The following is a 25,306-nucleotide window of genomic DNA, read 5'->3' on the forward strand; positions in this document are numbered from 1 at the left end:
CTGACGATTGCGGGTCAGCGATCGGGGTCAGCGCAGGCGGCGGATGTCGCCGAACGCCCGGTAGAAACCGCCACGGCCGGACTCGCGGACCTCGGTCACCAGATAGCGGGCGCCCGGCTCGCGGATCCCCTTGGGAAACTGCACCGACCAGTCGCGCCGGTAGCCGTCGGACAGCACCTGAACCCGCAACCGCCCCCGATCGTCCAGGCACTGCACCACCACGCCTGCGCCCGAATCGCTGGTCACCTCGACGATCGTCGGCTCCACGGGTCGTGGGGCCTGTCGGGGGGCCTTGATGTCGCGCACCTGGGGCACATCCCCGACCTGGGCCGCACGGATCGCCGGCTCGCTCGCGTCGATGCAGGCCAGGTGGCCGCCGGTGGTGACGACGTAGAGCCGGTCGTCGTGGTATTGCATGGAGTATGCCGAGCCGCAGCCGGTGCCCAGCTTCCACAGCCGGGTGCCCGCCGCATCGAAGCAGTAGATCGAGGACTGGCTGTCACCGGCGAAGACGTACCGACCGCCTTCCGCGGTGGCGCAGGAGAAGACCGGGGCGTCGCACAGGTAGCTGCGTTCGAGCCGACCCGCCTTGGACAGGCGTACCACCTCGCGGGTGCCAGTCCCGGCGAACACACTGCCGTGCTCCTGCCAGCCGAAGAGCACCGAACCGGTTCTGGTGTGCCACAGCTCGCGGCCGGTACGCCACTCGTAGCCGGTCACCCCCTGCGAGTGGCCGTGGTAGACGGCGTCGGTGTCGCACCGCACCATCCAGGCCGAGCGCCCCCGCCCGGGCCGGCGCCACAGGAACTCGTCCTCGTGGTCGACGGCGGTGATCCCGCCGTCGGCGTCCGAGACGCCCAGAACGCCGTCGTGGATGTCCAGCCAGTAGATGTCGATTTCCGGGGCGATCGTGTATGCCACTCGGGGCACCTTGCCGGAGAGGTCGTAGACGTTGCCGTCATCGCAGCCGGCGTAGATCCAGGCGTCGTCGGCGACGATGCACTTCACCCCGTCGGGAAGGCGGACCTGACTGCGCACCTGGGCGTCGTGGTCGAGGGTGGTGATCACTCCGTGCTCGTTGCCGACCATGCAGTGCTCCCCGTCGACGAAGATGCCGAAGGCGGGGGCGCCGGAGTCGTAGCGCCAGAGCACCGGGGCGGTGCGGGCGGTGGAGCGGGTGCTGACGATCTGCCGCCGGGAGACGGTGCGCTTCTGCCGGACGCCAGCGACCGCGGGCGCATATCCCTTGCGGACCTTTTCCCCGATCTTCTTCGCCGCGGCGGCCCGCGCCCGGGCGTTGTCCGGATAGGCGTTCGCCTTGACCTGCCCCTGGTCGCCGATCCGGCCGTAGCGCACGGTCAGCGTGGCGTTGTCGACGATGACCTCGTAGAACTTGTGCGCACCGTCCACTTCGGACAGTTCGAGGTAGGTCGTCTCCTGGGACATGAGGGGCCTCCGAGGGGGTCAGCGACCGGCCTGACGTGACCGGCGCGGCGACAGTGACCACACGTTAACGGCGGCCCCCGACACAACCGGTTCCCGCCGGTCAGCCTGGATCTGGACGACGAATTCCTCATGTGGGGCGGGTGCCCGGGCAAGGGGAACGCCGGGCACCCGCCGGCAGCGAGTCGGTCAGTGTGGTGTCAGCCCGCTGTGCAGGAGCGGATCTGCGGACGCCCGCTGCTGTTGCCGTTGGTCATCGTGGTGAAGCCGAAGGTGCTGCCGCTGCCATTGGACCGCACGGTCATCACGTTGCCGCTGCTGTCCCAGGTGGCGCTGCCGTTCCAGATGGTGGAGACCCGCTGCGGTGCGGTGATGGCCACGACCACGGTCCACGTGCTGGCGCCGCTGACCGTCACCGACGTGTTGTACCGATCGCCCCAGACGTTGGTGGTCGTCGCCGCCGCGGTGCAGTTGCCACCGGCGGGGGGCGGGGTGCCAGTGCTGGGCGGCGGGGTGGTGCCGTCGGGCGCGACCGCGCGGCCGGTGGACGGCGAGATCATTCCGGGACACAGGTTGCGGCTGGTCAGGTTGGCCATGATCTGGGGGATCGCGTCACGGGTGTTCTGGATCCCGTCGTGCATGAGGATGACCTGACCGGCCTGGAGGCGGCTCGCGTTGGACACGATCTGGCTGACGCTGGCGCCGTTCCAGTCCTGTGAGTCCACATCCCAGATCACCTGGCGCATGCCGAGCGAAGAGGCGACGGACTGAAGAGTCGAGTTGGTCTCTCCATACGGCGGCCGGAACAGTTGCGGCCGGCTGCCGGTGGCCGATTGGATCGCCGAACTGGTCTGCGACAGGTCGGACTGCATCTGAGCCTGGCTCATCGAGGTCATGTGGGCGTGGTTCCAGCTGTGGTTGGCGACCCACATGCCGGCGGCCACCTGCGCCTGGGCCGCCGACTGGTTGCTCTGCACGTTCTGCCCGACGTTGAACATCGTGGCCCGTACGCCGTTGGCGCGCAGCACGTTCAGTAGCGCGCTGGTGCTGCCGGTCGGGCCGTCGTCGAAGGTGAGGCCGACGTAACCGTTGCAGGTGGCGGCGCTCGACGGGGTCGAGGTGGCCGCGAGGACGATGCCGCACATCGCAACGGCGGTGCTGAGGACGGCCAGTAACGCGCGCAACCGCCTCGACCGCTGGGCCGTGCCGGGGGGGACCTTGCTCATCTGATGCCCCTTCTCGCGAGGCCCGGACGCGACCCCGATATGCGGGCAGCACGGTCCGGGCAGGTGTGGGTGAGTAGGGAGGTCAAACCGAAGACGTCACGAAGTCGATTGCATTGACCTCAATGGATCGGAGTATTGCAGCGAGATTTCTGGCACGTCAACAAGTTCCGGAAGCGCTCCGGAACAAGATGGGCCGGCGGGCGAGGTCGCACTCCGCGCTCAGGCGGTGTCGTCGAGCTGAACGAGTCTCCCGAAACCAAGACCGATCCACCCGATCGAGGCAGCTCCGCGCGGCATGATCCGGAAACCCGCCGGAACTACCGGCGGCGATTCGAGGCCGGACGCGACAGTCGGCCGACGGGGGAGGGGGCGAGATCTCCTCAATAGTAAAGAGTGTGAACAGAAGGTGTTACAGTCGCCTCCATCGATATCCGGCCGAGTTCTCGGCCAGTGAGGTCCAGGAAGGAGTGATCACATGACGAGACTGCGCGCGCTGGTCGCACTGGCGGCCCTGGTCGTCGCCAGCGGGTTGGTTGCGGTCATCCCGTCGACCGCCGCATCGGCGGCGGCCTGTTCGGCATCGTGGCAAGCCTCGGCTGTCTACTGGGGAGGTGGCCAGGTCTCGCACAACGGCCGCAACTACCAAGCGAAGTGGTGGACCCAGAACGAGGCGCCGCCGGGTACGACCGGCGTCTGGGAGGATCTTGGAGCGTGCGGAGGAGGCACGACGCCGCCGCCCACCGGGGGGGCCTGCAACCACCCGAACTGGGTCGCCGGGACCTGGTACACCGCCGGGGCGATCGTGCGCTACACCAACGGCCTGTACTACGTCGCCGAGCACGACAATCCCGGCTACGACCCCATCGTGAGCACCTGGTACTGGGAGCCGTACACCTGCGGCGGCCAACCCCCCACCAGCCCGCCGCCCACCAACCCGGGAGGCTTCGTGGTCACTGAAGCCCAGTTCAACCAGATGTTCCCGGGTCGCAATTCCTTCTACACGTACTCCGGGCTCGTCGCCGCACTCAGCGCCTACTCGGCGTTCGCGAGGACCGGCAGTGCCACCGTCCAGCGGCAGGAGGCCGCGGCCTTCCTGGCGAACGTGTACCACGAGACCGGCGGGCTCGTGCACGTGGTCGAGCAGAACACCGCGAACTATCCGCACTACTGCGACTACGGCCAGCCCTACGGCTGTCCCGCGGGGCAGGCTGCCTACTACGGGCGCGGGCCGATCCAGCTCAGCTGGAACTTCAACTACAACGCCGCTGGCATCGCCCTCAATCTGCCACTGCTGACCAACCCGTGGCTGGTGCAGACCGATGCCGCGGTGGCCTGGAAGACCGGGATCTGGTATTGGATGACCCAGAATGGGCCGGGCAGCATGACCGCCCACAATGCGATGGTCGGCGGCGCCGGGTTCGGTGAGACGATCCGCAGCATCAACGGCTCGATCGAGTGCAACGGCGGAAACCCCGCCCAGGTGCAGAGTCGCGTCACCAGGTACCAGCAGTTCGTCGGCATCCTCGGCGTGCCCGCCGGAGCCAATCTCTACTGCTGACGCGCGGCCGGGCCTCGGCGCACGTCGCTGAGTGGAGTCGAGGCCCGGCAGCCCGCCCGTGGTGGGGCGGTGCCCGGGTGACGTCAGCCCCGGACCACCCCCGAAAACTTTTCGCAAGCTTCCGGGCGGCCGTGCGTGATCGCGGGCCTGCTGTTGACTGGAGAATCTCTCTGAGGGCATTGCCGAAAACGTTTTCGGAGTTCATTCTCAGAGGCCAGGTGACCCGGTTGTCCAATGCCCGGAGAGCGCCTTAGGCGGGGGATGTGTCGCAGGGCCTACCCGAACGGGAGGGCAGGGTGTGATCGGGAACGATGGTCGTACGGCAGTGGGTGGCCCGCAGCCGGAGTCGTCCGACCCGTCGCGCGGTGACGGTGCCAGCCCGTCAGGTCGTTCGATCATGCGTGATGTCGCGGAGTTGGCGGGGGTGTCCGCCCAGACGGTCTCGCGGGTCGTCAACGGGCATCCGCACGTCGCGGACGGCACTCGGCAGCGGGTGTTGGCGGCGGTCCGGGCACTGGACTACCAGCGGAACCTGGCGGCTCGCGCGTTGGTCACCCGCCGGTCCGGCACGCTCGGGGTCCTGGGCTACGAGAGCCCGCTGTACGGGCCGACGTCGATGTTGTGCTCGATCGAGGGCGCCGCCAGGTCTGCGGGCTACTTCGTCAGCGTCGCCAGCGTCCGTTACCTTGACCGCCGCTCGGTGCTCGACGCGGTCGACTGGCTGAGTCGTCAGTCGGTCGAGGGGATCATCGCCATCGCGCCGAAGGCCTCCATGGCCGATGCGATCGGCGAGGTGTCGGCCAGGCTGGCCTGTGTGACTGTCGGCGGAGGCTACAGCGAGGCGGTCCCGAGCGTGCGGATCGACAACGTCGCCGGGGCCCGGCTGGCCACGCAGCACCTGCTCGATCTGGGCCACCCGACCGTCCATCATGTCTCGGGCCCACCCGACTGGCCCGAGGCGGCCGACCGGGCCAGCGGTTGGCGGGACGCGCTCCGTGCCGCCGCCGTGCCCGTACCTCCGACGGTGCCGGGCGACTGGAGCGCCCACGCCGGATACGAGCAGGGCAGGCGCCTGGTCCGCGATCCGTCCGTCACGGCTGTCTTCTGTGCCAGCGACCAACTCGCCCTCGGTGTCATGCGAGCGCTGCACGAGGCAGGTCGACGAATCCCGGGCGATGTCAGCGTCGTGGGCTTCGACGGCGCACCGGACGGCGGATACTTCCTGCCGCCCCTCACCTCGGTACGGCAGGACTTCGCCGAGCTCGGCAGGCGCAGCCTGGAGTCCTTGCTGACGCGGGTCGGCCGGGCTGAGGGAGTGCGGGCGTCGCGGCAGGAGTTACTGGTGCCGGAACTTGTCGTCCGTCAGAGCACCGCGCCGGGGCGGCTCTCGGTTTCGCTGCGATCAACACGTTGACACGCCCGTGGTCCGCCCGGAACTATCAGCGACAGTTCCTCGCCCCGGCTCTCGTTGATCGCGAAGTCTTATGACAACGATGTCAGGGCGCGACCCTCCAACTTGGTCGAAAGGCCCCGTCCCTCATGTCGCATACCCCCCTTGCGCGATCCCTGTCGCCCCGCCTGATCGCGGCGACAACGGCCGTCCTGCTACCGCTGGGGCTGCTCGTCGCAGCGCCCCTGGCAAATGCCGCCGCCACGGCAACGCCGGGCAACTTCAGCTCCTCGTTCGAGACCGCCGACCCGCAACCCGCCACCAGCACCGTGGAGGTTGGGGCGAACGGAAAGCCGGTACAGGCGAACCTGAGCGGCACGGTCAGCACCCTTGCCGGCAGCCTGCTCTCCCAGGTCAGCACGGTGACCGCGAGCGCCGAGTACCCGCCCCGAGAGATCGCCGCGAACCTCAAGGACGACGATCCGTCGACCAAGTGGCTCATGTTCGAGCCGGCCGGCTGGGTGACCTACCAGCTCGCCAAGCCCGCGACGGTGGTGCGCTACTCGCTGACCGCGGCCAACGACGCACCGACCCGGGACCCCAAGGACTTCGTCGTGCAGGGGTCGAACGACGGCAGCACGTGGACCGACCTGGACAAGCGCACCGGCGAGAAGTTCAGCGGACGCTTCGCGACCAACAAGTACAGCTTCACCAACACGACCGCCTACGGCTACTACCGGCTGAACGTCACTGCGAACTCCGGTGACACGCTCGTGCAGCTCGCCGACTGGAACATCAGCGACGGCTCGAACGTCCGCCCGCCAGCCACCCCCATGGTCAGCGAAGCCACCGCCGGCCCGAACGGCGGCTACACCACGAAGCCGGACGCCGGGTTCACCGGACTGGCCGCGCTGCGGTACTCCGGCGGCGCCGAGGGCAACGGCCGCTCGTACGGGACCAACAAGCTGTTCGACGTCAACATCCCGGTCGGGCCGAAGACCCGACTGTCGTACAAGATCTTCCCTGAGTACACCGGTGGGGACGCCCGCTACCCGTCCACCTACGCCGCCGTCGACCTGCACTTCACCGACGGCAGCTACCTGAGTGGGCGCTCGCCCGTCGACCAGCACGGCTACCTGCTCACGGGCGCCGGTCAGGGTGCCTCGAAGGTGCTCTTCGCCGACCAGTGGAACCTGGTGCAGGCCGACCTCGGCACCGTCGCGCGCGGCAAGACGATCGACCGCGTCCTGCTCGCGTACGACGACCCGCAGGCCACCGAGGAGACCCGGTTCCAGGGCTGGCTCGACGACATCGAGTTGGAGGCCTCGCCGGCGTCGATCGACGGCTCGAAGCTGACCAACTACGTCGACACCCGACGCGGCACCAACTCGACGGCCGGTTTCTCGCGCGGCAACAACCTGCCGATCACGGCGGTGCCGAACGGCTTCAACTTCTTCACTCCGGTGACCGACGCGAACTCCGACTCCTGGGAGTACGAGTACCACCGGATCAACAACGAGGCCAACCTGCCCATGCTGCAGGGCCTCGCGATCTCCCACGAGCCGAGCCCATGGATGGGTGACCGCAACCAGATGTCGGTCATGCCGGTCGTCGGCGACGGGTCCCGCACCGGTGATCCCGCCAGCCGCGCACTCGCTTTCAGCCATGACGACGAGACGGCACAGCCGGACCTCTACCGGGTCACGCTGCAGAACGGCCTGATCGCGGAGATGTCACCCACCGACCACGCCGGAATCATGCGGTTCACCTTCCCGACCGGGCAGGCGACCGGAAGCCTCGTCTTCCACAACGGCACGTTCACCATCGGCGCGGACGGCAGATTCACCGGCTGGGTCGACAACGGAAGCGGCCTGTCGGCCGGTCGTAGTCGCATGTTCGTGTCCGGTGCCTTCGACCGGGCGCCGACGACGTCCGCCGCGACGTCCGTCACCTTCGACATCTCCGCGAGCCGGGAGGTGACGATGCGCCTCGCGACGTCGTTCCTCTCCGTCGACCAGGCGCGCCGGAACCTCGATCTGGAGGTCACCGGCAAGAGCTTCGACCAGATCCGCGCCGCCGCGACGGCCGAGTGGAAGGACCGGCTCGGCCGGGTCGAGGTGCGGGGTGCCACCGAGTCGCAGCTGGTCACGATGTACTCGAACCTGTACCGGCTGAACCTCTACCCGAACTCGCAGTCGGAGAACACCGGCACCGCCGCCTCCCCGCGCTGGCAGTACGCGAGCCCGGTCTCGGCTCCGACCGGCGCGTCGACCCCCACCCACACCGGCGCGAAGATCGTCGACGGTCAGATCTACGTCAACAACGGCTTCTGGGACACCTACCGCACCGTGTGGCCCGCCTACGCGCTGCTGTACCCGGACATCGCCGCCAAGATCTCCGACGGGTTCGTCCAGCACTATCGCGACGGTGGCTGGATCGCCCGCTGGTCGTCCCCCGGCTACGCCGACCTGATGACCGGCACCAGCGCGAACGTGGCCCTGGCCCAGGCGTACCTCAGTGGGGTCAAGCTGCCCGACCCGCTCGCGGCGTACGACGCGGCCGTCAAGGACGCCACCGTCGCGTCCGGGCGCAGCGCGGTCGGGCGCAAGGGCATCGAGAGTTCCCTGTTCCTCGGCTACACGCCGACGTCCACAGGGGAGTCGGTGTCCTGGGCGCTGGAGGGCTACATCAACGACTACGGCATCGGCAACATGGGTGCGGCGCTCGCCAAGGACCCGGCCACGCCGAAGTCCCAGCGCGACCGGCTCAAGGAGGAGTCGCGCTACTTCCTGGAGCGCGCCCGCAACTACGTCCACCTGTTCGACCCGAAGACGAAGCTCTTCCAGGGTCGGGACGCCGCCGGTAATTTCCTCGCCGGTGACCCGCTGGACTGGGGTGGCGTCTACACCGAGACCAACGGGTGGAACTTCGCCTTCACCGCGCAGCAGGACGGCCAGGGCCTCGCCAACCTGTACGGCGGGCAGAAGGCGCTGCGGGACAAGCTCGACGCGTTCTTCTCCACGCCGGAGAACGCCGACCGCCCCGGCGGCTACGGCGGCGTCATCCACGAGATGGTCGAAGCGCGCGCGGTGCGGATGGGCCAGCTCGGTATGAGCAACCAGCCGTCGCACCACATCCCGTACATGTACAACGTCGCCGGCGCGCCGGCCAAGACGCAGGCGGCGGTACGGGAGATCCTGCGGCGCCTCTACGTCGGCAGCGAGATCGGCCAGGGCTACCTGGGCGACGAGGACAACGGCGAGATGTCGTCGTGGTATGTCCTCAGCTCGCTGGGCATCTACCCTCTGCAGGCCGGCTCGTCCGAGTGGGCCATCGGCTCGCCGCAGTTCACCAAGATGACCGTGCACCGTCGCAGCGGCGACATCGTCGTCAACGCGCCGAGCAACAGCACGCGCAACGTCTACGTGCAGGGCGTGTTGGTCAACGGCAAGAAGCAGCGCAGCCTGTCCCTGGATGTGTCCGCGCTCGCCAAGGGCGGCACCATCGACTTCCAGATGGGCCCCAACCCGTCGTCGTGGGGCAGCGGCAAGAACGACGCGCCGCCGTCGCTGACCAAGGGTGACGAGGCACCGAAGCCGTTGCAGGACACCACCGGCCCCGGCCTCGGCACCGCGACCGCCACTGGCGGCCAGGACGCGTCGAAGCTGTTCGACGACTCGTCGACCACGCAGCTGACCTTCACCTCGGCGACCCCGCAGATCAACTGGGCGTTCCGTGGCGGGAAGCAGAAGCCGAAGTACTACACCGTGACGTCCGGTGCCAGTGCGGGCGATCCGGCGGAGTGGCGGGTGCAGGGCTCCAACGACGGCCTGACCTGGACCACCGTGGACTCCCGCAAGGACCAGGTGTTCCCGTGGCGCAACCAGACCCGCCCGTACACGATCGACAAGCCGGGACGGTTCGCGCAGTTCCGCCTCGCCGTGACGAAGACGGTCGGCGCCGCGCAGACCACCATCGCCGAGATCGAGTTGCTCGCCGGAGGTGACCTCGACCTCGGGGGTGGCGATATCACGGTGACCGCCGCGGGCAGCGTGCACGCGACCTCCGGCGTTCCGGTCTCGGTGCCGCTGGCCTCCGTAACCGGCGGCACCGCCGACGGTTACCAGGCCACGATCGACTGGGGTGACGGCACGCCGGTCACCGCGGGAACTGTGACGCTGAGCTCGCGGGCCGTCTACAGCATCGGTGGGTCACACACCTACGCCACGCCGGGCTACCACCAGGCGAACGTCACGGTGACCGACGGCGACAGCCAGAGCTCCGCGACGGTCGGCGTCGAGGTGGCGTACGCCCCGAGTTCCGGTCTCACCGCTGCGTTCGACACCGTCTGCATCGGTGACGAAGGGGTCCTCGCGGCGGACTGCGACGCCAAGTCGTGGGCGTACTCGCGGGCCGCCCTGGCGGCCGGCGGCGCGATCCAGGGTCAGCGGCAGCAGGTTCCCGGAACGGCGCTGCAGTTCACGCTGCCGGTGATCCCTGCCGGGCAGCCGGACAACGCCACCGGCAACGGTGCGACGGTCGCTCTCGACCTTCCGGACGACGCCAAGAGCATCTCGTTCATCGGCGCCGGAACGCAGGGCAACCAGAGCACCACCGGCACGGCGACGTTCAGCGACGGCAGCACGGCCAGCATCCCGATCCAGATGAGCGACTGGACGCTGGGCGGCAACGCCAACGGCACCCCGTCCTACGGCAACGTCGTCGTTGCCAGGACGGCGTACCGGTTGCAGGGCACGAGCCGGGACGGCGCCCAGCCGTTCCTCTTCGCCAGCGCGCCGTACCAGATCCCGGCGGGCAAGACGCTGGTGTCGGTGACCCTGCCGACGCAGACCGGTGACCCTCGCTCGGCGGGTCGGATCCACGTGTTCGCCGTCGCCAACGACGGCACGCCCGCCCCGGCGCTGGCGACCGTCGCACCGAAGGACCAGACCACCACCGCCGGGCAGGCCCTCGCGGCGAACCTCGGTGCGGTGACCGGCGGCGTTCCCGGCCCGACGGGTTACCGCGCCCGCGTCCAGTGGGGTGACGGCTCGGCTCCGGAGGACGTCACGATCGGTTCGTCCGGTGCGATGAGCGGGCAGCACACCTACGCGCGGGAGGGCACCTACACGGTCCACGTCACCGCGTGGGACACGCTGTCGAGCAGCACCAGGGCATTCACCGTGACCGTGGCCCGGGGCGGATCGCAGCCGGCGATCGCGCTGTCCGCGTCCGGCACCGTCACCACCGGTGGCGCGATCACCGTCGACGGCAGCGGCTTCGCCGCCGGCGAACAGGTGACCGTCAGCGTCGGCACCGACCCGGGCCGGACCATGAAGGTCGCGGCCTCCGCGACGGGAACGGTCCGCGCCTCGGTGCCGACCTCCGGTGACGCGCAACCCGGCCGGTACGCCGTCACCGCGACGGGCGCGTCCTCGCGTACACCGGCCACGGCCACCGTCCAGGTGACCGAGCAGGCGCAGGCGCCGACCTACCGGCCGCGGGTGGCGCTGACGACCACCTCGGGGCCGCGCGGTACGTCGATCACGGTCGACGGTTCCGGGTTCGTGCCGAACGAGGCGGTCACGATCGCCTTCGGTAACGGCCTCGCGGTGAGCACCGTGCGCGCGAATGGTGACGGCGTCATCTCCGGGGCGACGGTCAGCGTTCCGGGTGCGGCGAAGGCGGGCGCGACCAGCGTCACGCTGAACGGCGCCACGTCGGCGACGAAGGTGTCCCGACCGTTCACCGTCACCGGCTAGCACCGAGCCGGGGACAGCGCAGCCGCGTGGGGCGGGCCGTGATCACGGCCCGCCCCACGCGCTTGTCGTGCAGCCCACTGTTAGCGTCGTCTGCCATGGCCGACCACGCGCTGCTCGACTCGGGACGCCGCGCCGCCGCACTGGTCCACACCCGCGTGGGCTGACCGGCCGTGGTGCCCTGCCGACCCCGGGCCCCGGCGCGCCGGCGGCGAGGACCATCTGGGCGCGGAGCGTGACCTCAACCTGCCGGCGGCGGGCCCAGGCGGAGCTGCCAGCGCGTGCCCTGACTGGTGAGCCGGACGATCGCCAACGGCTCCACGTCCAGCTGCCGGTACGTCGCCATCGGCAGACCGAGGGCGTGCACGACCGCGACCCGGATCACCAGCGGGTGGGTGACCGCGATGACGCGTCGACCGACGCCGCCCTGCTCGTCCAGCCAGCTACCGACCCGATCCCGCACGGCCGTGACGGACTCACCGCCGTGCGGCGCGGAGTCCGGTGCGGACAGCCAGTCGTGCAGCGCCTGCGGGTGAGTGCCGGCGATTTCCTCGAGCGACCGTCCGGACCAGTCGCCGTAGTCACAGTCGGCCAACGCCGTCTCGATCGTCGGCAGCAGGCCGAAGGCGTCGGCGGTCTGCCGGGCCGCCGCCGCAGGGCTGGACAGGCAGGTGTCGTTCACCCCGAGGTGCCCACGCCGGTCCGGATCCGCGTGGGCCTGGGCGAGGGCGGCACGCAGGCCACCCTCGTCCAGGCCGTCGTCGGTCCCGCCGAAGCGGGCCCGGCGCAGAGCTGCGGTGTGACCGTGGGCGACCAGCCGGAGGCTGGTGCCGGTCACGTGCTCGGTAGCGCGGTGGCGGCCCGGCGACGCCGCTCGTGGTGCATCAGGGCCGCGAACAGCAGGCCGATGCCGGTCCAGAGCACCACCTGGGTGCCGAGCGAGGCCAGTCGGAAATTCCACAGCAGGGTGGCGGGGAAGTCCGCCGGAACCTCCTGGAAGGACGGCATCACCACGTACGACACTGCGGTGACCAGGAGGAATCCGCCGACGGCCGCTGCGGCACGCAGCCACGGCGGCGCCTGGGCGCCGACCGACCGGTAGCCCAGCGAGCCGGCCCACACGGCCACCAGCCCGAGCACCACCATCAACAGGTAGGTGATGGTCCGTTGGTTGATGGTGGCCGGGTCGCCGACCGCCGGTGGGTTCGCCGGGTACTTGAGGAACGGCACGATCACCGCGCCGAGCAGCGCCGCGCCGGCCAGCAGCAGGCCCGACCGCCCGTCGTCGTCGCCGCGCCGCCGACGGGACAGCAGGACGTACGCCGTGGCCAGAAGGCCACCCATCGCGGCCCCGAACAGGCTGGTGGCCAGGAACAGGCCGCCGCGCTGACCCGTCCGGCCGACCAGGGCGTCCTCGTGATCGTGCGCACCAGCGGCGGGCTCGGCGTGCGTCGCCGCCTCCTCGATGGCGATGGCCGCCTCGACGTGCGGTTCGCCAGCGACGTACGCGAACGCCCCGGCGAGCAGGCCGGCGATCAGGCCGGCGAGCAGCCCGCGGACGAGGACGGCGACGAACGGGGGAGCGGTGGTGGTGTTCAGTGGCACGGGACGCCCAGCAGGTGCCTGCCGTCGTGCATCAGCTCGTGCAGGTACATCCCACTGCGCGACACCGCCCCCTGGTCGAAGGCGACGAGGTAGGCCAGCAGGGTGAGCACGGCAACGGTCGCCAGAGCCGTCCACAGGAGACGGGCACTGCCAGCGGGGTGCACCACCGGCTGGCTGGAAGCGGAGCTAGACATGAATACACGAACCTCCCCAGGGATGACGCGTCCCCATCGCAAGGCTGCGGACGACCGAGCGTCCTGGCTCGCGGCCCCCGGTTGTGTTTGGGGAACCGCTCACAGTGGCGCGACCGCGCCGGATTCACACCGGCTTCCCTCGCGTCGCCGCAGATAGTGGGTCGACGGTATCGGTGCCGCCTCAGGCGGTCAACCCGGACCCCGCGCCCCGAACGCGGCCCCCTCGGTCGGTCAACGAGCCGGACCAGCCACAGGGTGCCGGCGGATTCGTCAGACCAAAAGGTGACAGTGTCGGAAGCTGGTCGCGGCGCGCGTTCCGCGGCTCAGCAACAGTCTGTTACCGCTAACATGGTCAACTTGCCAGATCGGCTCTGTGGCTCCGGGTCGACCCGGGGGTTCGATCAGTGGCTGGGCGGGGTGTGGGGTGGACGAAATACACGACAGGACGGGTCCGGTGACGACGGACGAGGTCGCGCGGCGACCGGGCATCGTCGACGCGCATCATCACCTCTGGGTCCGGGCACGGCACCCACAGCCCTGGATCGATCCGCACACCATGGCCGCGATCGACGACGACTTCACGCCGGTCGAGCTCGCCCCGGCGGCCCGGGCCGCCGGGGTCACCCGGACCGTGGTCGTGCAGTCCGTCGCCGTCCGGTCCGAGACGCCCGAGCTGCTCGGCATCGCGGCCGACGACCCACTCGTCGCCGGGGTCGTCGGCTGGGTCGACCTCACCGCCGCCGACGTTGGCCGCCGCCTCGACCGACTACGGAAGGCGCGGGGCGGCGAACGGCTGGTCGGAATCCGCCACCTGGTCCAGTCCGAGCCCGACCCGACCTATCTCGACCGCCCCGACGTGCGGCGGGGCATCGCCGCGGTCGGTGCCGCTGGCCTCGCCTTCGACCTTTTGGTGCGTCCTCGTCAGCTGCCCGCGGCCGCCCGGCTCGTCCACGACCTGCCCCAGGTGCGGTTCGTCCTCGACCACCTCGGCAAGCCCTCGCTCGGGCGCGCCGATCTCGGTGACTGGCGCCGCGAACTGCGGGCGCTCGCGGCCGAGCCCAACACCACGGCGAAGCTCTCCGGCCTGGTGACCGAGGTGGACGGCGGGTCCTGGACGGCGGCCGACCTGCGGCCCGCTGTCGAGCACGCCCTCGACGTGTTCGGACCGGATCGGCTGATGTTCGGCTCGGACTGGCCGGTCTGCCTGCTCGCCACCTCGTACACCCGCTGGGTCTCGGTCCTCGGTGACCTGCTGGATTCGCTGTCCGTGGACGAGCGGGCGGCGATCTGGCACCAGACCGCCGGCCGGGTGTACCGGCTGGCCCGGTCCTGACGAGGCAGCGGCTTCCGAGCTGGGGACATAGCGTGTTATCGATAACATGCTAGAGACGGCAGTCGATGACGGTTTGGTCAGACGTATGCCTTCGGTGGTGCCGGTAACGATGGCAAAACATGCTCGCAAGACCTTGGCAACCTACGTGAATGCGTGGCAAGGTAACGCCTGATCGTGGGAAACATCAGACCTATCTCCGAGGGTTGCGTGGGCACCTAGCCGCACTGCCATCCGAGCGGGGTCGGTCGCCCACAGGCGTTCGGCTCGTCGGCGGGTCCCCGTCGGACGCCGGCGCTGCGCTTGGGGAGGTCAGGTCCGACGATGAGTAGCGCCGAGGCAACCGCCGGCACGCAGCGCGGCGAACTCAGCGACTGGTTCCGGGAACGAATTTCCCACGCCCTCTCCGAGTTCACCGCCGCTACCGCATTGGTCGTCCTGTTCATCGCCCTGACCTTCGCGAGTCCCTACTTCCTGACAGCGGACAACCTCTTCAACATCGGGGCCCAGACAGCGGTGATCGCCATCATCGCCACGGCCCAGACGATGGTCATCATCACGAAGGGCATCGACCTGTCCGTGGGGTCGGTGGCCGCGCTCGCCGGCGTGTTGGGCGCGATGGTCGTACGGGACCTCGGCTTCCCACTCTGGGCGGCGACGGCGGTCGCGATCGGCGTCGGCGCGCTGGCCGGGCTGTTGAACGGGCTGCTGGTGACGGTGGCCCGGATTCCGCCGTTCATCGCGACGTTGGGGACGATGTCCGTGGGCCGCGGCCTCGTCTTCATCATCACCGGAGCGGTCGGCGTCTACGGCCTGCCCCGATCCTTCCAACTGCTCGGCAACGGGGAGATCCTCGGCATTCCGTTCGCCGTGGTGATCACCGTCCTGGTCGCCGTCGGGGTCGCCTTCCTGCTCTCCCAGACCCGCTTCGGTCAGTACACCTACGCGATGGGCTCCAATCTGGAGGCGGCCCGCCGCTCCGGCATCCGGGTGGGGCGGCACCTGACCGGGGTGTACGTGCTGGCCGGCGTGCTGGTCGGGCTGGGCGGCATGATCGCCGCGTCCCGGGTCAACTCCGGCCAGCCCAACTACGGCATCTCGCTGGAGCTCGACGTCATCGCCGCCGCGGTCATCGGCGGTGCCAGCCTGTTCGGCGGGCAGGGCCGGATCGTCGGAACCATCATCGGCGCGTTCCTCATCGCCCTGGTCCGCAACGGCGCCGTCCTGCTCGACATCAGCATCCACTACCAGCAGGTGATCGTCGGCGTGATCATCTGGGCCGCCGTCTACTTCGACCAGTACCGCCGCCGACGGCTGGAATCACGGGGTTGACATGCCATTCCGAGAGTCCGAACGAGGAAGGACACACACCATGGCACACACCACCACCAGCCGGCGGACGCGAGGACGACTCGTGCGCGCCCAGGCGATCCTGGCCGCGGCCGCGGCCACCGCTCTGCTCGGCGCCTGCGGCGGGGTCGAGGTTCGTGACGGCGGCGACGGCGCGACCAAGGACGCGAGCGGCCCGTTGAAGCTCGCCGTCGTACCCAAGGCGGTCGGGGCCGACTACTGGAACACGGTCAAGGCGGGCGCGGAGTGCGCCGCGCAGCGCGCGGGGGACGTCACCGTCCAGTGGGACGGGGTGACCACCGAGACCGACGTCGAGGGCCAGGTCAACCTGATCCAGAACTTCGTCACCAAGAAGGTCGACGGCATCGTCTACGCGGCGACCGACTCCAGCGCGCTGGCACCGGCGACCGACCAGGCGCTCGGTGCCAACATCCCGGTCGCCATGATCGACTCCGGCACCAGCCCGCAGCCGTCGACGGTGCCCCTCTTCGCCACCGACAACCGTGCCTCGGCAACCGAGGCGGCGAAGCTGCTCGCCACCGAACTCGGCCCCGGCAACCACGAGGTGGCGCTCGTCGAGTTCCAGCCCGGATCGCAGACCAACACCGAGCGGGTCGACGGCTTCAAGTCCGGCCTCGCCCAGTACCCCAACCTGAAGCTGGTCGGCCAGCAGCCGAGCCGCAGTGACGTCAACGAGGCCCGCCGGGTCACCGAGAACATCCTCACCGCCAACCCCAAACTCGCCGGCGTCTTCGCGGCCAACGAGCCGAGCGTGCTCGGTGCGGCGCAGGCCATCCAGGCGGCCGGCAAGTCCGGCAAGGTGGTCATCATCGGCTGGGACGCGGCCCCGGACGAGATCGCCGGGGTGCGCAACGGCCAGATCTCGGCGCTGGTCGTGCAGAACCCGTTCAAGATGGGCTACTTCGGCGTCGACAAGATGGTCAAGCACCTTCGGGACAAGGCCCCGCTGGCCTCGGCCGACACCGGCGTCACGTTCGTCACCAAGGAGAACATCGACTCGGCGGAGATCAAGGCGGTGCTCGAGCCCAGCTGCGCCAACCCTCCGGTGCAGTGATGGGGGGCATTCCAACGGCCACCGCCGACAGCGATCAGCGACCCACCGACGCGGAACCGCCGGTCCTCGAAGCCCGCGGCATCGTCAAGCGGTTCGGGCACGTCGAGGCGTTGCGTGGTGCCGACTTCACCGTCCACCGGGGTGAGGTCGTCGCGCTGATCGGTGACAACGGCGCCGGCAAGAGCACGCTGATCAAGACCCTGTCCGGTGTGCATCCGCCCGACGAGGGCGAGATCCGGGTCGGCGGCCATCCGGTCCGGTTCTCCACTCCGGTCGATGCCCGACGGGCGGGGGTGGAGACCGTCTATCAGGATCTCGCCGTCGCCGACGACCTCAGCGTGGCCGCCAACCTGTATCTCGGCCGGGAGATCCTGCGCTCCGGACCCCTCGGTCGGCTCGGGCTGTTGGACAAGCGCGCCATGCGCCAGGGCGCCGCCGCCGCCCTGGACGAGTTGGGCGTACGGATCCCCCGGGTCACCACGCCGATCGCGATGCTGTCCGGCGGGCAGCGGCAGTGCGTGGCGGTGGCCCGGGCCATCATCTGGGCGACCAACGTGGTCATCCTCGACGAGCCCACCGCGGCCCTGGGTGTGGTCCAGACCGGGCGGGTGCTCGACGTCGTTCGCCGTGCCCGTGACGCCGGCATGTCGGTGGTGCTGGTGAGCCACAACATGCCTCAGGTGCTCGAGATCGCCGACCGGGTGGAGGTGCTGCGCCTCGGTCGGCGAGCGGCCCAACTCCGCGCCGACGAGGTCACCACCGACGACCTGGTCGCGGCGATGACCGGCAGCACCAGCGCGGATCGGGACGAGCGGTGACGTCGGTCGTCCAGCGGGGTGCGCGCGATCCCGCCCGTCAGGCGACCCCGAACGCCGTCCGGTCGCCGCTGCGGCTGAGCCCACTGGGCTTCGGTGATCAGGCGTACGGCGTCACGCTGCCCCGGGCGGCGTTGGCGTTCGTCCGTCGTCACCCGGCCGTGGTGTCGACGGTGGTCGGCATGCGGGACGAGGCCCAGGTGACCGAGACCCTGCGCCGATCCCGTGTCGACGTCCCGGGTCAGCTCTGGGCGGCGTTGTACGACGAGGGGCTGCTCGACGTGCAGTCGTGAGGGTCGGCGGTCACGACCGGGCCGTCTCGGTGCTCGCGTCAGCGTCGTCGGGTAACCCCTGCAACGACTCCTCCACGCCGATCAGGTGGTTGGCCATCCGGGTGCGCGCCCGCTCCGGGTCGCGCGCCACGAGGGCCTTCAGGATCGCCACGTGTTCGTCATGGGTTCGCAGGTCCGCGCCCTCCTCGTGCAGACTCCGCCACAGCCGGCCGCGGATGGTGCGCCCGGCGAATGCTTCGATCAGGCCGACGAGCACCGGATTCTCGGCGTGCACGGCGATGATCCGGTGAAAGGCGATGTCGATTTCCATGATCCGCTCGTGGTCCTGCGGTGACTGGCCGATCATGCGAGCCGCCTCGTCGAGCAGGTCTCCCGCCTGCGCTAGCGCCTCGTCGGTGATCCTGGTCGCCGCCAGCCGCGCGGCCTCGCACTCCAGCAGACGGCGAACGGTGTGGATGTGCCGGGGGTCGCCCTGGCCCTGGAAGTCCACCACGAAACCCATCGGGGCCAGCAGTTGTGGCGCGTCGAGGTTGGTGACGTAGGTGCCGTCGCCCTGGCGGATGTTGACGATGCCGAGGATCGACAGGGCCGACATCCCCTCGCGCAGGGACCCCCGCGAGACACCGAGCTGCTCGGCGAGGTCCTTCTCGATGGGCAACCGGTCCCCGGGCCTGAACTGCCCTTCGAGGATCATCCGCTTGATGCCGTTGACCACTTCGTCAGTGCGAGACATGATCTCCCTAGCGGCCGGCGGGGGTGGCCTTCCCACCCGCGATCACGTACGCCGCCTCCGGAGATGACACGGTAGTCGGGTCTGTCGCCGCCCAGTAGTGGCCGTCGGGAAACCGGTAGAGCGCGACCGACTCGGTGCGCATCCGGGTGGAGTAGCCGGGCTGGCTGGGCAGGACGTATCCGCTGCCGGAACCGGTGTCCCGGATGATGCACGGATCGGTGAAGTGCTCGTGCAGGTGGTCGACGAACTCGGTGACCCGGTCGGTGAGGTCCCCCGAGATCGCGACGTAGTCGAGCACCGACACGTGTTGGACCATCTCGCACAGCCCCACACCGCCGGCGTGTGGGCACACCGGGATGTCGAACTTCGCGGCGAGCAGCAGCACGGCGACGATCTCGTTGATGCTGGCCAACCTGCCGGTGTCCAACTGGCAGAAGTCGATGGCCTCGGCTTGGAACAGCTGCTTGAACATCACCCGGTTGTGGCAGTGCTCGCCGGTGGCGACGCCGATCGGAGCGATGGCACGGCGGACGGCCGCGTGGCCCAGGATGTCATCGGGGCTGGTCGGCTCCTCGATCCACAGTGGCTTGAACCGGGCGAGGGCGGTGACCCACTCGATGGCCTGGCCGACGTCCCACACCTGATTGGCGTCGATCATCAGGTTGCGATCCGGCCCGAGGATCTCCCGGGCGATCGCGCACCGGCGGATGTCGTCGTCGAGGTTGGCGCCCACCTTGAGCTTGACGTAGCCGTAGCCGGTGTCCACCGCCTCCTGGCACAGCCGGCGCAGCTTGTCGTCGCCGTAGCCGAGCCAGCCCGCCGAGGTGGTGTAGGCGGGGTAGCCGGTCCGGTCGAGCTCGGCGAGGCGGGCGGCCTTCGTGCCCTCCTTGGCCCGCAGGATGGCCAGCGCCTCGTCGCGGGTCAGCGCGTCGGACAGGTAGCGCAGGTCGGCGATGTCGACGAGTTGCTCGGGGGACATGTCGACGAGCAGCCGCCACAGCGGCTTGTCGGCGAGCCGGGCGACCAGGTCCCACGACGCGTTCAACACGGCCGCCAACGACAGGTGGACGACGCCCTTCTCCGGACCGAGCCACCGCAGTTGCGAGTCGGAGGTGAGGAGGCGGTAGACCGCGCCCATGTCCGCTGCCATCGTCGCCACGTCCAGGCCCACGAGGCGCTGCGCCTGGTGGACCGCCGCCGCCGCGACGATGTCGTTGCCTCGACCGATGGTGAAGGTCAGGCCGTGCCCCGCGAGCGGCGCACCCACGCCGTCGACGCCGTCGGTGTGCAGGACGACGTAGGCCGCCGAATAGTCGCCGTCCTTGTTCATGGCGTCTGACCCGTCAGCGGTCAGGGAGGTGGGGAAGCGGACGTCTTCGACGGTGATGGCGGTGATCTGCGGCATGCGCTCCTCGCCCGGCTAGGCTAAAGATCAGATGATCACTGGGAGTATACGGAGGGCCGCTCCGGTGCGTCAACGATGTCGATCACCGCAGGCCCAAAGACATAGGATGTTTGGTCGGTGGGTCCATCCGCCTTGCCGCCCATCGTGCCGGTTGGCGGGCCGCCGGCGGTGGGGTCGTGGGCCACGGAGGTTGGATGTTCATCCTCATTCAGTGCGCACTGACGTCGACATATGGGGCTCGGCGCGCGGCACCGGTGCCTCGATACATCAAATCTTTGTCGATTGTCGACACCCGCGTGGAGGGCCCTCTCTGGCGCCTGGCGTCGGTCGGCGTGGCGTGGTCGGCCGAGTTGGTGACGGTGCTCACCGAGCAGCCGCCGACACGCCCGAGACCGACATGTGGGGTGTGACAACGGCTGCGTCCCTATATATGGTGTCGAGCGCAGCTGGTTCGGCCGCTCATCCGGGGCGGTCGAGGCAACAGGGAACCCGGTGGAAATCCGGGACTGTCCCGCAGCGGTGAGTGGGAACGACCGCCGTCATCAGCACTGGGCCACCAATCGGCCTGGGAAGCGACGGCCAGTAGGAGACCGGCGATTCCGGTCGTGCCCGCGAGTCCGAAGACCTGCCAGCGCGCCGCACACCCGCACCCGGGTGGGCGGCGGTCCGAGGCCGCGTGGGACGGCTGACGCCACCTGACCCACGCCCGCATGGCGTGCGTCCGCCGGTGTCTGTCTTCTCGCGTCCGAGGACCATCAGGTCTCGAACTCGCGAGGAGTGAGTGGTGACAGTCACCGAGGTAGTCCCGGCCAGCGGCGACGCGACCCTGCGGCGTACGCCGATGCAGGTCCGCAAGCGCGACGGTGCCACCGAACCCGTCGACGTGAACAAGATCGTCCGAGCGGTCGAGCGGTGGGCCGACGACCTGACCGACGTCGACCCGATGCGGGTGGCCACCCGCACCATCAGCGGCCTGTACGACGGCGCGACGACGGCGGAGCTGGACCGGCTGTCCATCCAGACGGCGGCCGAGATGATCGGCGAGGAACCGCAGTACTCCCGCCTCGCCGCCCGGCTGTTGGCCGGCTACGTCGACAAGGAGGTGCGCCGGCAGGGCATCACCTCGTTCAGCGCGGCGATCCGGGTCGGCCACGCCGAGGGCCTGATCGGCGACGACACCGCCGCGTTCGTCGCCGCACACGCCGCGACCCTCGACCACGCCATCGACCGGAACGGCGACCGCCGGTTCGAGTACTTCGGCCTGCGCACGGTGTACGACCGCTACCTGCTGCGCCACCCCACCAGCCGACTCGTGTTGGAGACCCCGCAGTACTGGCTGCTGCGGGTGGCCTGCGGCCTGTCCCGCACGGCGGACGAGGCGGTGCACTTCTACCGGCTGATGTCCAGCCTGGCCTACCTGCCCAGCTCACCAACATTGTTCAACTCCGGTACCCGGCACACCCAGATGTCCTCCTGCTACCTGGTCGACTCCCCGCGCGACGAGCTGGACTCGATCTACCAGCGGTACGCCCAGGTCGCCAACCTGTCCAAGTTCGCTGGCGGCATCGGCATCGCGTACTCCCGGGTCCGGTCCCGGGGCGCGCTGATCCGCGGCACCAACGGGCAGTCCAACGGGATCGTGCCGTGGCTGCGCACGCTGGACGCGAGCGTCGCCGCGGTCAACCAGGGCGGCCGGCGCAAGGGCGCGGCGTGCGTCTACCTGGAGCCGTGGCACCCGGACATCGAGGAGTTCCTCCAGCTGCGGGACAACACCGGCGAGGACGCCCGGCGTACCCACAACCTGAACCTGGCCAACTGGGTGCCGGACGAGTTCATGCGCCGGGTCGAGGCCGACGAGATGTGGTCGCTGTTCGACCCGCACGAGGTGCCCGAGCTGCCCGACCTGTGGGGGGAGCGGTTCGACACCGCGTACCGGGAGGCCGAGACGCAGGGTCGCTACGTGCGGCAGGTCCCGGCGCGGGAGCTGTACGGGAAGATGATGCGGACCCTCGCCCAGACCGGCAACGGGTGGATGACCTTCAAGGACGCCGCCAACCGCCTGTGCAACCAGACCGCCGAACCGGGCAACGTGGTGCACCTGTCCAACCTCTGCACCGAGATCGTCGAGGTGTCCAGCGACGCCGAGACCGCCGTGTGCAACCTGGGTTCGGTGAACCTCGCCGCCCACCTCGGCGACGGCGGCATCGACTGGGAGCGGCTGCGCACCACGGTCCGTACCGCGGTGACGTTCCTCGACCGGGTCATCGACATCAACTACTACCCGACCCCGCAGGCGGCGGCGAGCAACCCCCGCTGGCGGCCGGTCGGGCTCGGGCTCATGGGCCTGCAGGACGTGTTCTTCGCGCTGCGGCTGCCGTTCGACTCCCCGGCGGCGCGGGAACTGTCCACGCGGATCAGCGAGGAGCTGTACCTGACCGCGCTGGAGACCTCCGCCGACCTGGCGCGCCGCGTCGGCGCGCACCCGGCGTACGGGCAGACCCGGGCCGCGCGGGGTCAGTTGCAACCCGACCTGTGGGGCGTCGAGGGTACGCAGACCGCGCGCTGGGCCGCCCTGCGGGAGCGGGTCGAGGCGTACGGGCTGCGTAACTCGCTGTTGGTGGCGGTCGCACCGACCGCGACCATCGCCTCGATCGCCGGGTGCTACGAGTGCATCGAGCCGCAGGTGTCCAACCTGTTCAAGCGCGAGACCCTGTCGGGGGAATTCCTCCAGGTCAACACCGCTCTGGTACGCGAGCTGAAGGCCCGTGGTCTGTGGACCGACCGGGTCCGGTCGGCGATCAAGCGGGCCGAGGGGTCGGTGCAGGACATCGCGGAACTGCCGGCCGGAGTCCGGGAGTTGTTCCGCACCGCGTGGGAGCTGCCGCAGCGGGCGCTGATCGACATGGCCGCCGCCCGCGCCCCGTTCATCGACCAGTCTCAGTCGCTGAACCTGTTCCTGGCCGCACCGACCATCGGCAAGCTCTCCTCGATGTACCTGTACGCCTGGAAGGCCGGGCTGAAATCCACCTACTACCTGCGCTCACGCCCCGCCACGCGGATCCAGCAGGCCACCGTCACGGTTGTCGCGCCGGTGGCGACCGGCGCCGAGGCGTTGGCCTGCTCGCTGGAGAACCCCGAGTCGTGCGAGGCCTGCCAGTGACCGCCACCACCACCCCCGACGCCAGCACCGCCGACACGAGGACCACGCACATGCTGCTCGATCCCGGGATGGACCTCACCCTCCGCCCGATGCGCTACCCGCACTTCTTCGACCGGTTCCGTGACGCCATCCGCAACACCTGGACGGTCGAGGAGGTCGACCTGCACGCCGACCTCGCCGACCTCGACAAGCTGTCGCCGGCCGAGCGACACCTGGTCAGCCGGCTGGTGGCGTTCTTCGCCACCGGCGACACGATCGTCGCCAACAACCTGGTGCTCAACCTCTACCAGCACGTCAACAGCCCCGAGGGTCGCCTCTACCTGTCCCGGCAGCTGTTCGAGGAGGCCGTGCACGTCCAGTTCTACCTGAACCTGCTCGACACGTACGTGCCCGACGAGACAGAGCGGTTCGCCGCCTTCGCCGCCATCGAGAACATCCCCTCGATCCGTCGCAAGGCCGAGTTCTGCTTCCGCTGGATCGACTCCTTGAACGACCTGCGGGAGCTGCGGTCCCGGGAGAACCGCCGCACGTTCCTGCTGAATCTGATCTGTTTCGCCGCCTGCATCGAGGGGTTGTTCTTCTACGGCGCCTTCGCGTACGTCTACTTCCTGCGCTCCCGTGGCCTGCTGCACGGCCTGGCCTCCGGCACCAACTGGGTGTTCCGCGACGAGTCCATGCACATGGCGTTCGCGTTCGACGTCGTCGACACCGTCCGCGGCGAGGAGCCGGACCTGTTCGACGACGACCTCGCCGACCAGGTTCGCCAGATGCTCACCGAGGCCGTCGAGTGTGAGGTGCAGTTCGCCGAGGACCTGTTGGGCCACGGCGTGCCCGGTCTGACGTTGACCGACATGCGGGAGTACCTCCAGCACGTCGCCGATCGCCGTCTCATCCAACTGGGCATCGCGCCGCACTACGGGTCGAGCAACCCGTTCGGTTTCATGGAGTTGCAGGACGTGCAGGAGCTGTCCAACTTCTTCGAGCGGCGGGTGTCGGCGTACCAGGTCGGGGTGACCGGCACTGTCGCCTTCGACGACGACTTCTAGGAAGGGCTGACCGATCCGGAGTCCTGGCGTCGCTTGGTGAGCCACCGCATGACGTGCAGGGGGTGCGACGCCGGCTCCGGGATCGGGTGGAAGACGTGTTCCACCTCGCCGCCGGCGATGATGAGGGTCAGCCGCTCGTACAGCGTCATGTCACCGGCGGTGCGGGTCGGCAGGTGCAGCGCGGTGGCCAGGGTCAGCCTCGGGTCGGGGATCAGCGGGTAGGGCAGCCGCAGCCGGTGCGCGAGTTCCCGCTGATACCCGGTCGACTGCGCGGACAGGCCGTACACCCGGGCAGCGCCGGCCGCGCGGAGTTCCGCGTGGTGGTCGCGGAACCAGGCGGCCTGCTCGGTGCTGCCCTGGGCGCCGTGGATCTCCAACAGCCCGTTGGGCAGGTCGACGCCCGGCCGCCCGGTCAGCGGGTACACGAAGATGACGCTACGCCCGGCGCCGAGCGCGCCGAGATCGACCGGGCGGCCGTCGGTGCCGTAGAAGGACAGGGATGGCAATCTGGTGCCGACCAGCGTGGCGGGGTCGGCGCCTGGTGCGTGCCTGCCGGATACGACCTGGGTCGCGGCCGCGTCGAGGCGAGCATCCAGCGCGTCCCGCTGGGCGGTCAACGTGCCGATACGTTCCTGCAGGTTGGTGATGGTGCTGCGGTACGTGGCCACCGCCGCCGCGCACACGTCGGTGTCCTCGGAGCCACCGGCGATCGACTCCACGAACGGCCGGGTCTCCTCGACGGTGAGGCCGAGCGCCATCAGCTCGCGAATCTGTGCCACCAACCGCACGGCGATCGTGTCGTACTCGCGGTAGCCGTTGCCCAGCCGCCGGGGCACGACCAGCCCGGCCGACTCGTAGTACCGCAGTGCACGGACCGTGGTCCCGGTCCGACGTGCCAGCTCACCCACCCGCATCCCGCGACCC

The 25,306-nt window shown here is 69.6% G+C and carries 18 protein-coding genes and 2 riboswitches; of the genes, 10 read left to right on the top strand and 8 right to left on the bottom strand.

The window, feature by feature from the left end:
• Positions 1 to 27: 27 nt before the first annotated feature.
• Positions 28 to 1,446 (bottom strand): WGR domain-containing protein, encoded by a 1,419-nt coding sequence (locus PCA76_RS13995; protein ID WP_272618326.1) that lies wholly within the window; start codon positions 1,444 to 1,446, stop codon positions 28 to 30.
• Between the two features lie 197 nt (positions 1,447 to 1,643).
• A complete protein-coding gene (locus PCA76_RS14000) occupies positions 1,644 to 2,669 on the bottom strand; it encodes a polysaccharide deacetylase family protein (RefSeq protein ID WP_272618328.1) in 1,026 nt (341 codons plus the stop codon).
• Between the two features lie 475 nt (positions 2,670 to 3,144).
• Here PCA76_RS14000 and PCA76_RS14005 point away from each other — a divergent pair, with 475 nt between their 5' ends.
• The 3 genes from PCA76_RS14005 (at position 3,145) to PCA76_RS14015 (ending at position 11,379) form a co-directional block, all read left to right on the top strand.
• Entirely contained in the window at positions 3,145 to 4,227 is a 1,083-nt protein-coding gene (locus PCA76_RS14005) for a glycoside hydrolase family 19 protein (RefSeq protein WP_272618330.1), read from the top strand.
• 397 nt (positions 4,228 to 4,624) lie between these two features.
• Positions 4,625 to 5,641: a LacI family DNA-binding transcriptional regulator gene (locus PCA76_RS14010; RefSeq protein ID WP_272618332.1), complete on the top strand. Its 1,017-nt coding sequence runs from the start codon at positions 4,625 to 4,627 to the stop codon at positions 5,639 to 5,641.
• 125 nt (positions 5,642 to 5,766) lie between these two features.
• Entirely contained in the window at positions 5,767 to 11,379 is a 5,613-nt protein-coding gene (locus tag PCA76_RS14015; protein ID WP_272618334.1) for a GH92 family glycosyl hydrolase, read from the top strand.
• A 238-nt stretch (positions 11,380 to 11,617) separates the two neighbouring features.
• Here PCA76_RS14015 and PCA76_RS14020 read toward each other — a convergent pair whose 3' ends face one another.
• The 3 genes from PCA76_RS14020 to PCA76_RS14030 are packed head-to-tail and all read right to left on the bottom strand — an operon-like array spanning position 11,618 to position 13,175.
• Positions 11,618 to 12,214 (bottom strand): histidine phosphatase family protein, encoded by a 597-nt coding sequence (locus tag PCA76_RS14020; RefSeq protein WP_272618336.1) that lies wholly within the window; start codon positions 12,212 to 12,214, stop codon positions 11,618 to 11,620.
• Positions 12,211 to 12,981, bottom strand: a complete 771-nt coding sequence (locus tag PCA76_RS14025) for a CbtA family protein (RefSeq protein ID WP_272618338.1) — start codon at positions 12,979 to 12,981, stop codon at positions 12,211 to 12,213. Before PCA76_RS14025 ends, PCA76_RS14020 begins: the two co-directional genes overlap by 4 nt.
• Positions 12,972 to 13,175 (bottom strand): CbtB domain-containing protein, encoded by a 204-nt coding sequence (locus PCA76_RS14030; protein WP_124822026.1) that lies wholly within the window; start codon positions 13,173 to 13,175, stop codon positions 12,972 to 12,974. Before PCA76_RS14030 ends, PCA76_RS14025 begins: the two co-directional genes overlap by 10 nt.
• A gap of 35 nt (positions 13,176 to 13,210) precedes the next feature.
• A riboswitch (cobalamin riboswitch) is annotated at positions 13,211 to 13,356 on the bottom strand.
• Between the two features lie 273 nt (positions 13,357 to 13,629).
• Between PCA76_RS14030 and PCA76_RS14035 the strand changes: the two genes are divergently transcribed.
• The 5 genes from PCA76_RS14035 to PCA76_RS14055 all read left to right on the top strand — a co-directional run bounded on the left by PCA76_RS14035 (position 13,630) and on the right by PCA76_RS14055 (position 18,038).
• Entirely contained in the window at positions 13,630 to 14,508 is an 879-nt protein-coding gene (locus PCA76_RS14035; RefSeq protein ID WP_272618343.1) for an amidohydrolase family protein, read from the top strand.
• 321 nt (positions 14,509 to 14,829) lie between these two features.
• Positions 14,830 to 15,837, top strand: a complete 1,008-nt coding sequence (locus tag PCA76_RS14040; protein WP_272618345.1) for an ABC transporter permease — start codon at positions 14,830 to 14,832, stop codon at positions 15,835 to 15,837.
• Positions 15,838 to 15,877: 40 nt separating this feature from the next.
• The gene (locus PCA76_RS14045) at positions 15,878 to 16,930 is read left to right on the top strand and encodes an ABC transporter substrate-binding protein (protein ID WP_272618347.1); all 1,053 of its coding nucleotides are present in this window, start codon (positions 15,878 to 15,880) and stop codon (positions 16,928 to 16,930) included.
• Positions 16,930 to 17,748, top strand: coding sequence for an ATP-binding cassette domain-containing protein (locus tag PCA76_RS14050; protein WP_272618349.1), 819 nt, complete (start codon positions 16,930 to 16,932; stop codon positions 17,746 to 17,748). Before PCA76_RS14045 ends, PCA76_RS14050 begins: the two co-directional genes overlap by 1 nt.
• Positions 17,745 to 18,038, top strand: coding sequence for a hypothetical protein (locus PCA76_RS14055; RefSeq protein ID WP_272618351.1), 294 nt, complete (start codon positions 17,745 to 17,747; stop codon positions 18,036 to 18,038). The genes PCA76_RS14050 and PCA76_RS14055 overlap by 4 nt, the downstream gene beginning before the upstream one ends.
• 10 nt (positions 18,039 to 18,048) lie before the next feature.
• Here the strand turns inward: PCA76_RS14055 and PCA76_RS14060 are convergent, their stop codons facing one another.
• Positions 18,049 to 18,771, bottom strand: a complete 723-nt coding sequence (locus tag PCA76_RS14060; protein WP_272618353.1) for a FadR/GntR family transcriptional regulator — start codon at positions 18,769 to 18,771, stop codon at positions 18,049 to 18,051.
• Between the two features lie 7 nt (positions 18,772 to 18,778).
• A complete protein-coding gene (locus PCA76_RS14065) occupies positions 18,779 to 20,176 on the bottom strand; it encodes an enolase C-terminal domain-like protein (RefSeq protein ID WP_272618354.1) in 1,398 nt (465 codons plus the stop codon).
• Positions 20,177 to 20,606: 430 nt separating this feature from the next.
• A riboswitch (cobalamin riboswitch) is annotated at positions 20,607 to 20,823 on the top strand.
• A gap of 194 nt (positions 20,824 to 21,017) precedes the next feature.
• Between PCA76_RS14065 and PCA76_RS14070 the strand changes: the two genes are divergently transcribed.
• Entirely contained in the window at positions 21,018 to 23,336 is a 2,319-nt protein-coding gene (locus tag PCA76_RS14070) for a ribonucleoside-diphosphate reductase subunit alpha (protein WP_272619374.1), read from the top strand.
• A gap of 50 nt (positions 23,337 to 23,386) precedes the next feature.
• Positions 23,387 to 24,382, top strand: a complete 996-nt coding sequence (locus PCA76_RS14075) for a ribonucleotide-diphosphate reductase subunit beta (RefSeq protein WP_272619376.1) — start codon at positions 23,387 to 23,389, stop codon at positions 24,380 to 24,382.
• On the opposite strand, the gene PCA76_RS14080 is transcribed toward PCA76_RS14075, so the two are convergent.
• Positions 24,379 to 25,296: a MerR family transcriptional regulator gene (locus PCA76_RS14080; RefSeq protein WP_272618356.1), complete on the bottom strand. Its 918-nt coding sequence runs from the start codon at positions 25,294 to 25,296 to the stop codon at positions 24,379 to 24,381. The genes PCA76_RS14075 and PCA76_RS14080 overlap by 4 nt on opposite strands.
• Between the last annotated feature and the right edge of the window lie 10 nt (positions 25,297 to 25,306).

This window comes from Micromonospora sp. LH3U1, assembly GCF_028475105.1.
Taxonomy (GTDB): Bacteria; Actinomycetota; Actinomycetes; order Mycobacteriales; family Micromonosporaceae; genus Micromonospora.

Coding starts and splice junctions, on each gene's coding strand:
- PCA76_RS13995 (WP_272618326.1), bottom strand. CDS start 1,446: ATGTCCCAGGAGACGACCTACCTCGAACTGTCCGAAGTGGACGGTGCG.
- PCA76_RS14000 (WP_272618328.1), bottom strand. CDS start 2,669: ATGAGCAAGGTCCCCCCCGGCACGGCCCAGCGGTCGAGGCGGTTGCGC.
- PCA76_RS14005 (WP_272618330.1), top strand. CDS start 3,145: ATGACGAGACTGCGCGCGCTGGTCGCACTGGCGGCCCTGGTCGTCGCC.
- PCA76_RS14010 (WP_272618332.1), top strand. CDS start 4,625: ATGCGTGATGTCGCGGAGTTGGCGGGGGTGTCCGCCCAGACGGTCTCG.
- PCA76_RS14015 (WP_272618334.1), top strand. CDS start 5,767: ATGTCGCATACCCCCCTTGCGCGATCCCTGTCGCCCCGCCTGATCGCG.
- PCA76_RS14030 (WP_124822026.1), bottom strand. CDS start 13,175: ATGTCTAGCTCCGCTTCCAGCCAGCCGGTGGTGCACCCCGCTGGCAGT.
- PCA76_RS14040 (WP_272618345.1), top strand. CDS start 14,830: ATGAGTAGCGCCGAGGCAACCGCCGGCACGCAGCGCGGCGAACTCAGC.
- PCA76_RS14045 (WP_272618347.1), top strand. CDS start 15,878: ATGGCACACACCACCACCAGCCGGCGGACGCGAGGACGACTCGTGCGC.
- PCA76_RS14050 (WP_272618349.1), top strand. CDS start 16,930: ATGGGGGGCATTCCAACGGCCACCGCCGACAGCGATCAGCGACCCACC.
- PCA76_RS14060 (WP_272618353.1), bottom strand. CDS start 18,771: ATGTCTCGCACTGACGAAGTGGTCAACGGCATCAAGCGGATGATCCTC.
- PCA76_RS14065 (WP_272618354.1), bottom strand. CDS start 20,176: ATGCCGCAGATCACCGCCATCACCGTCGAAGACGTCCGCTTCCCCACC.
- PCA76_RS14070 (WP_272619374.1), top strand. CDS start 21,018: ATGCAGGTCCGCAAGCGCGACGGTGCCACCGAACCCGTCGACGTGAAC.
- PCA76_RS14075 (WP_272619376.1), top strand. CDS start 23,387: ATGCTGCTCGATCCCGGGATGGACCTCACCCTCCGCCCGATGCGCTAC.
- PCA76_RS14080 (WP_272618356.1), bottom strand. CDS start 25,296: ATGCGGGTGGGTGAGCTGGCACGTCGGACCGGGACCACGGTCCGTGCA.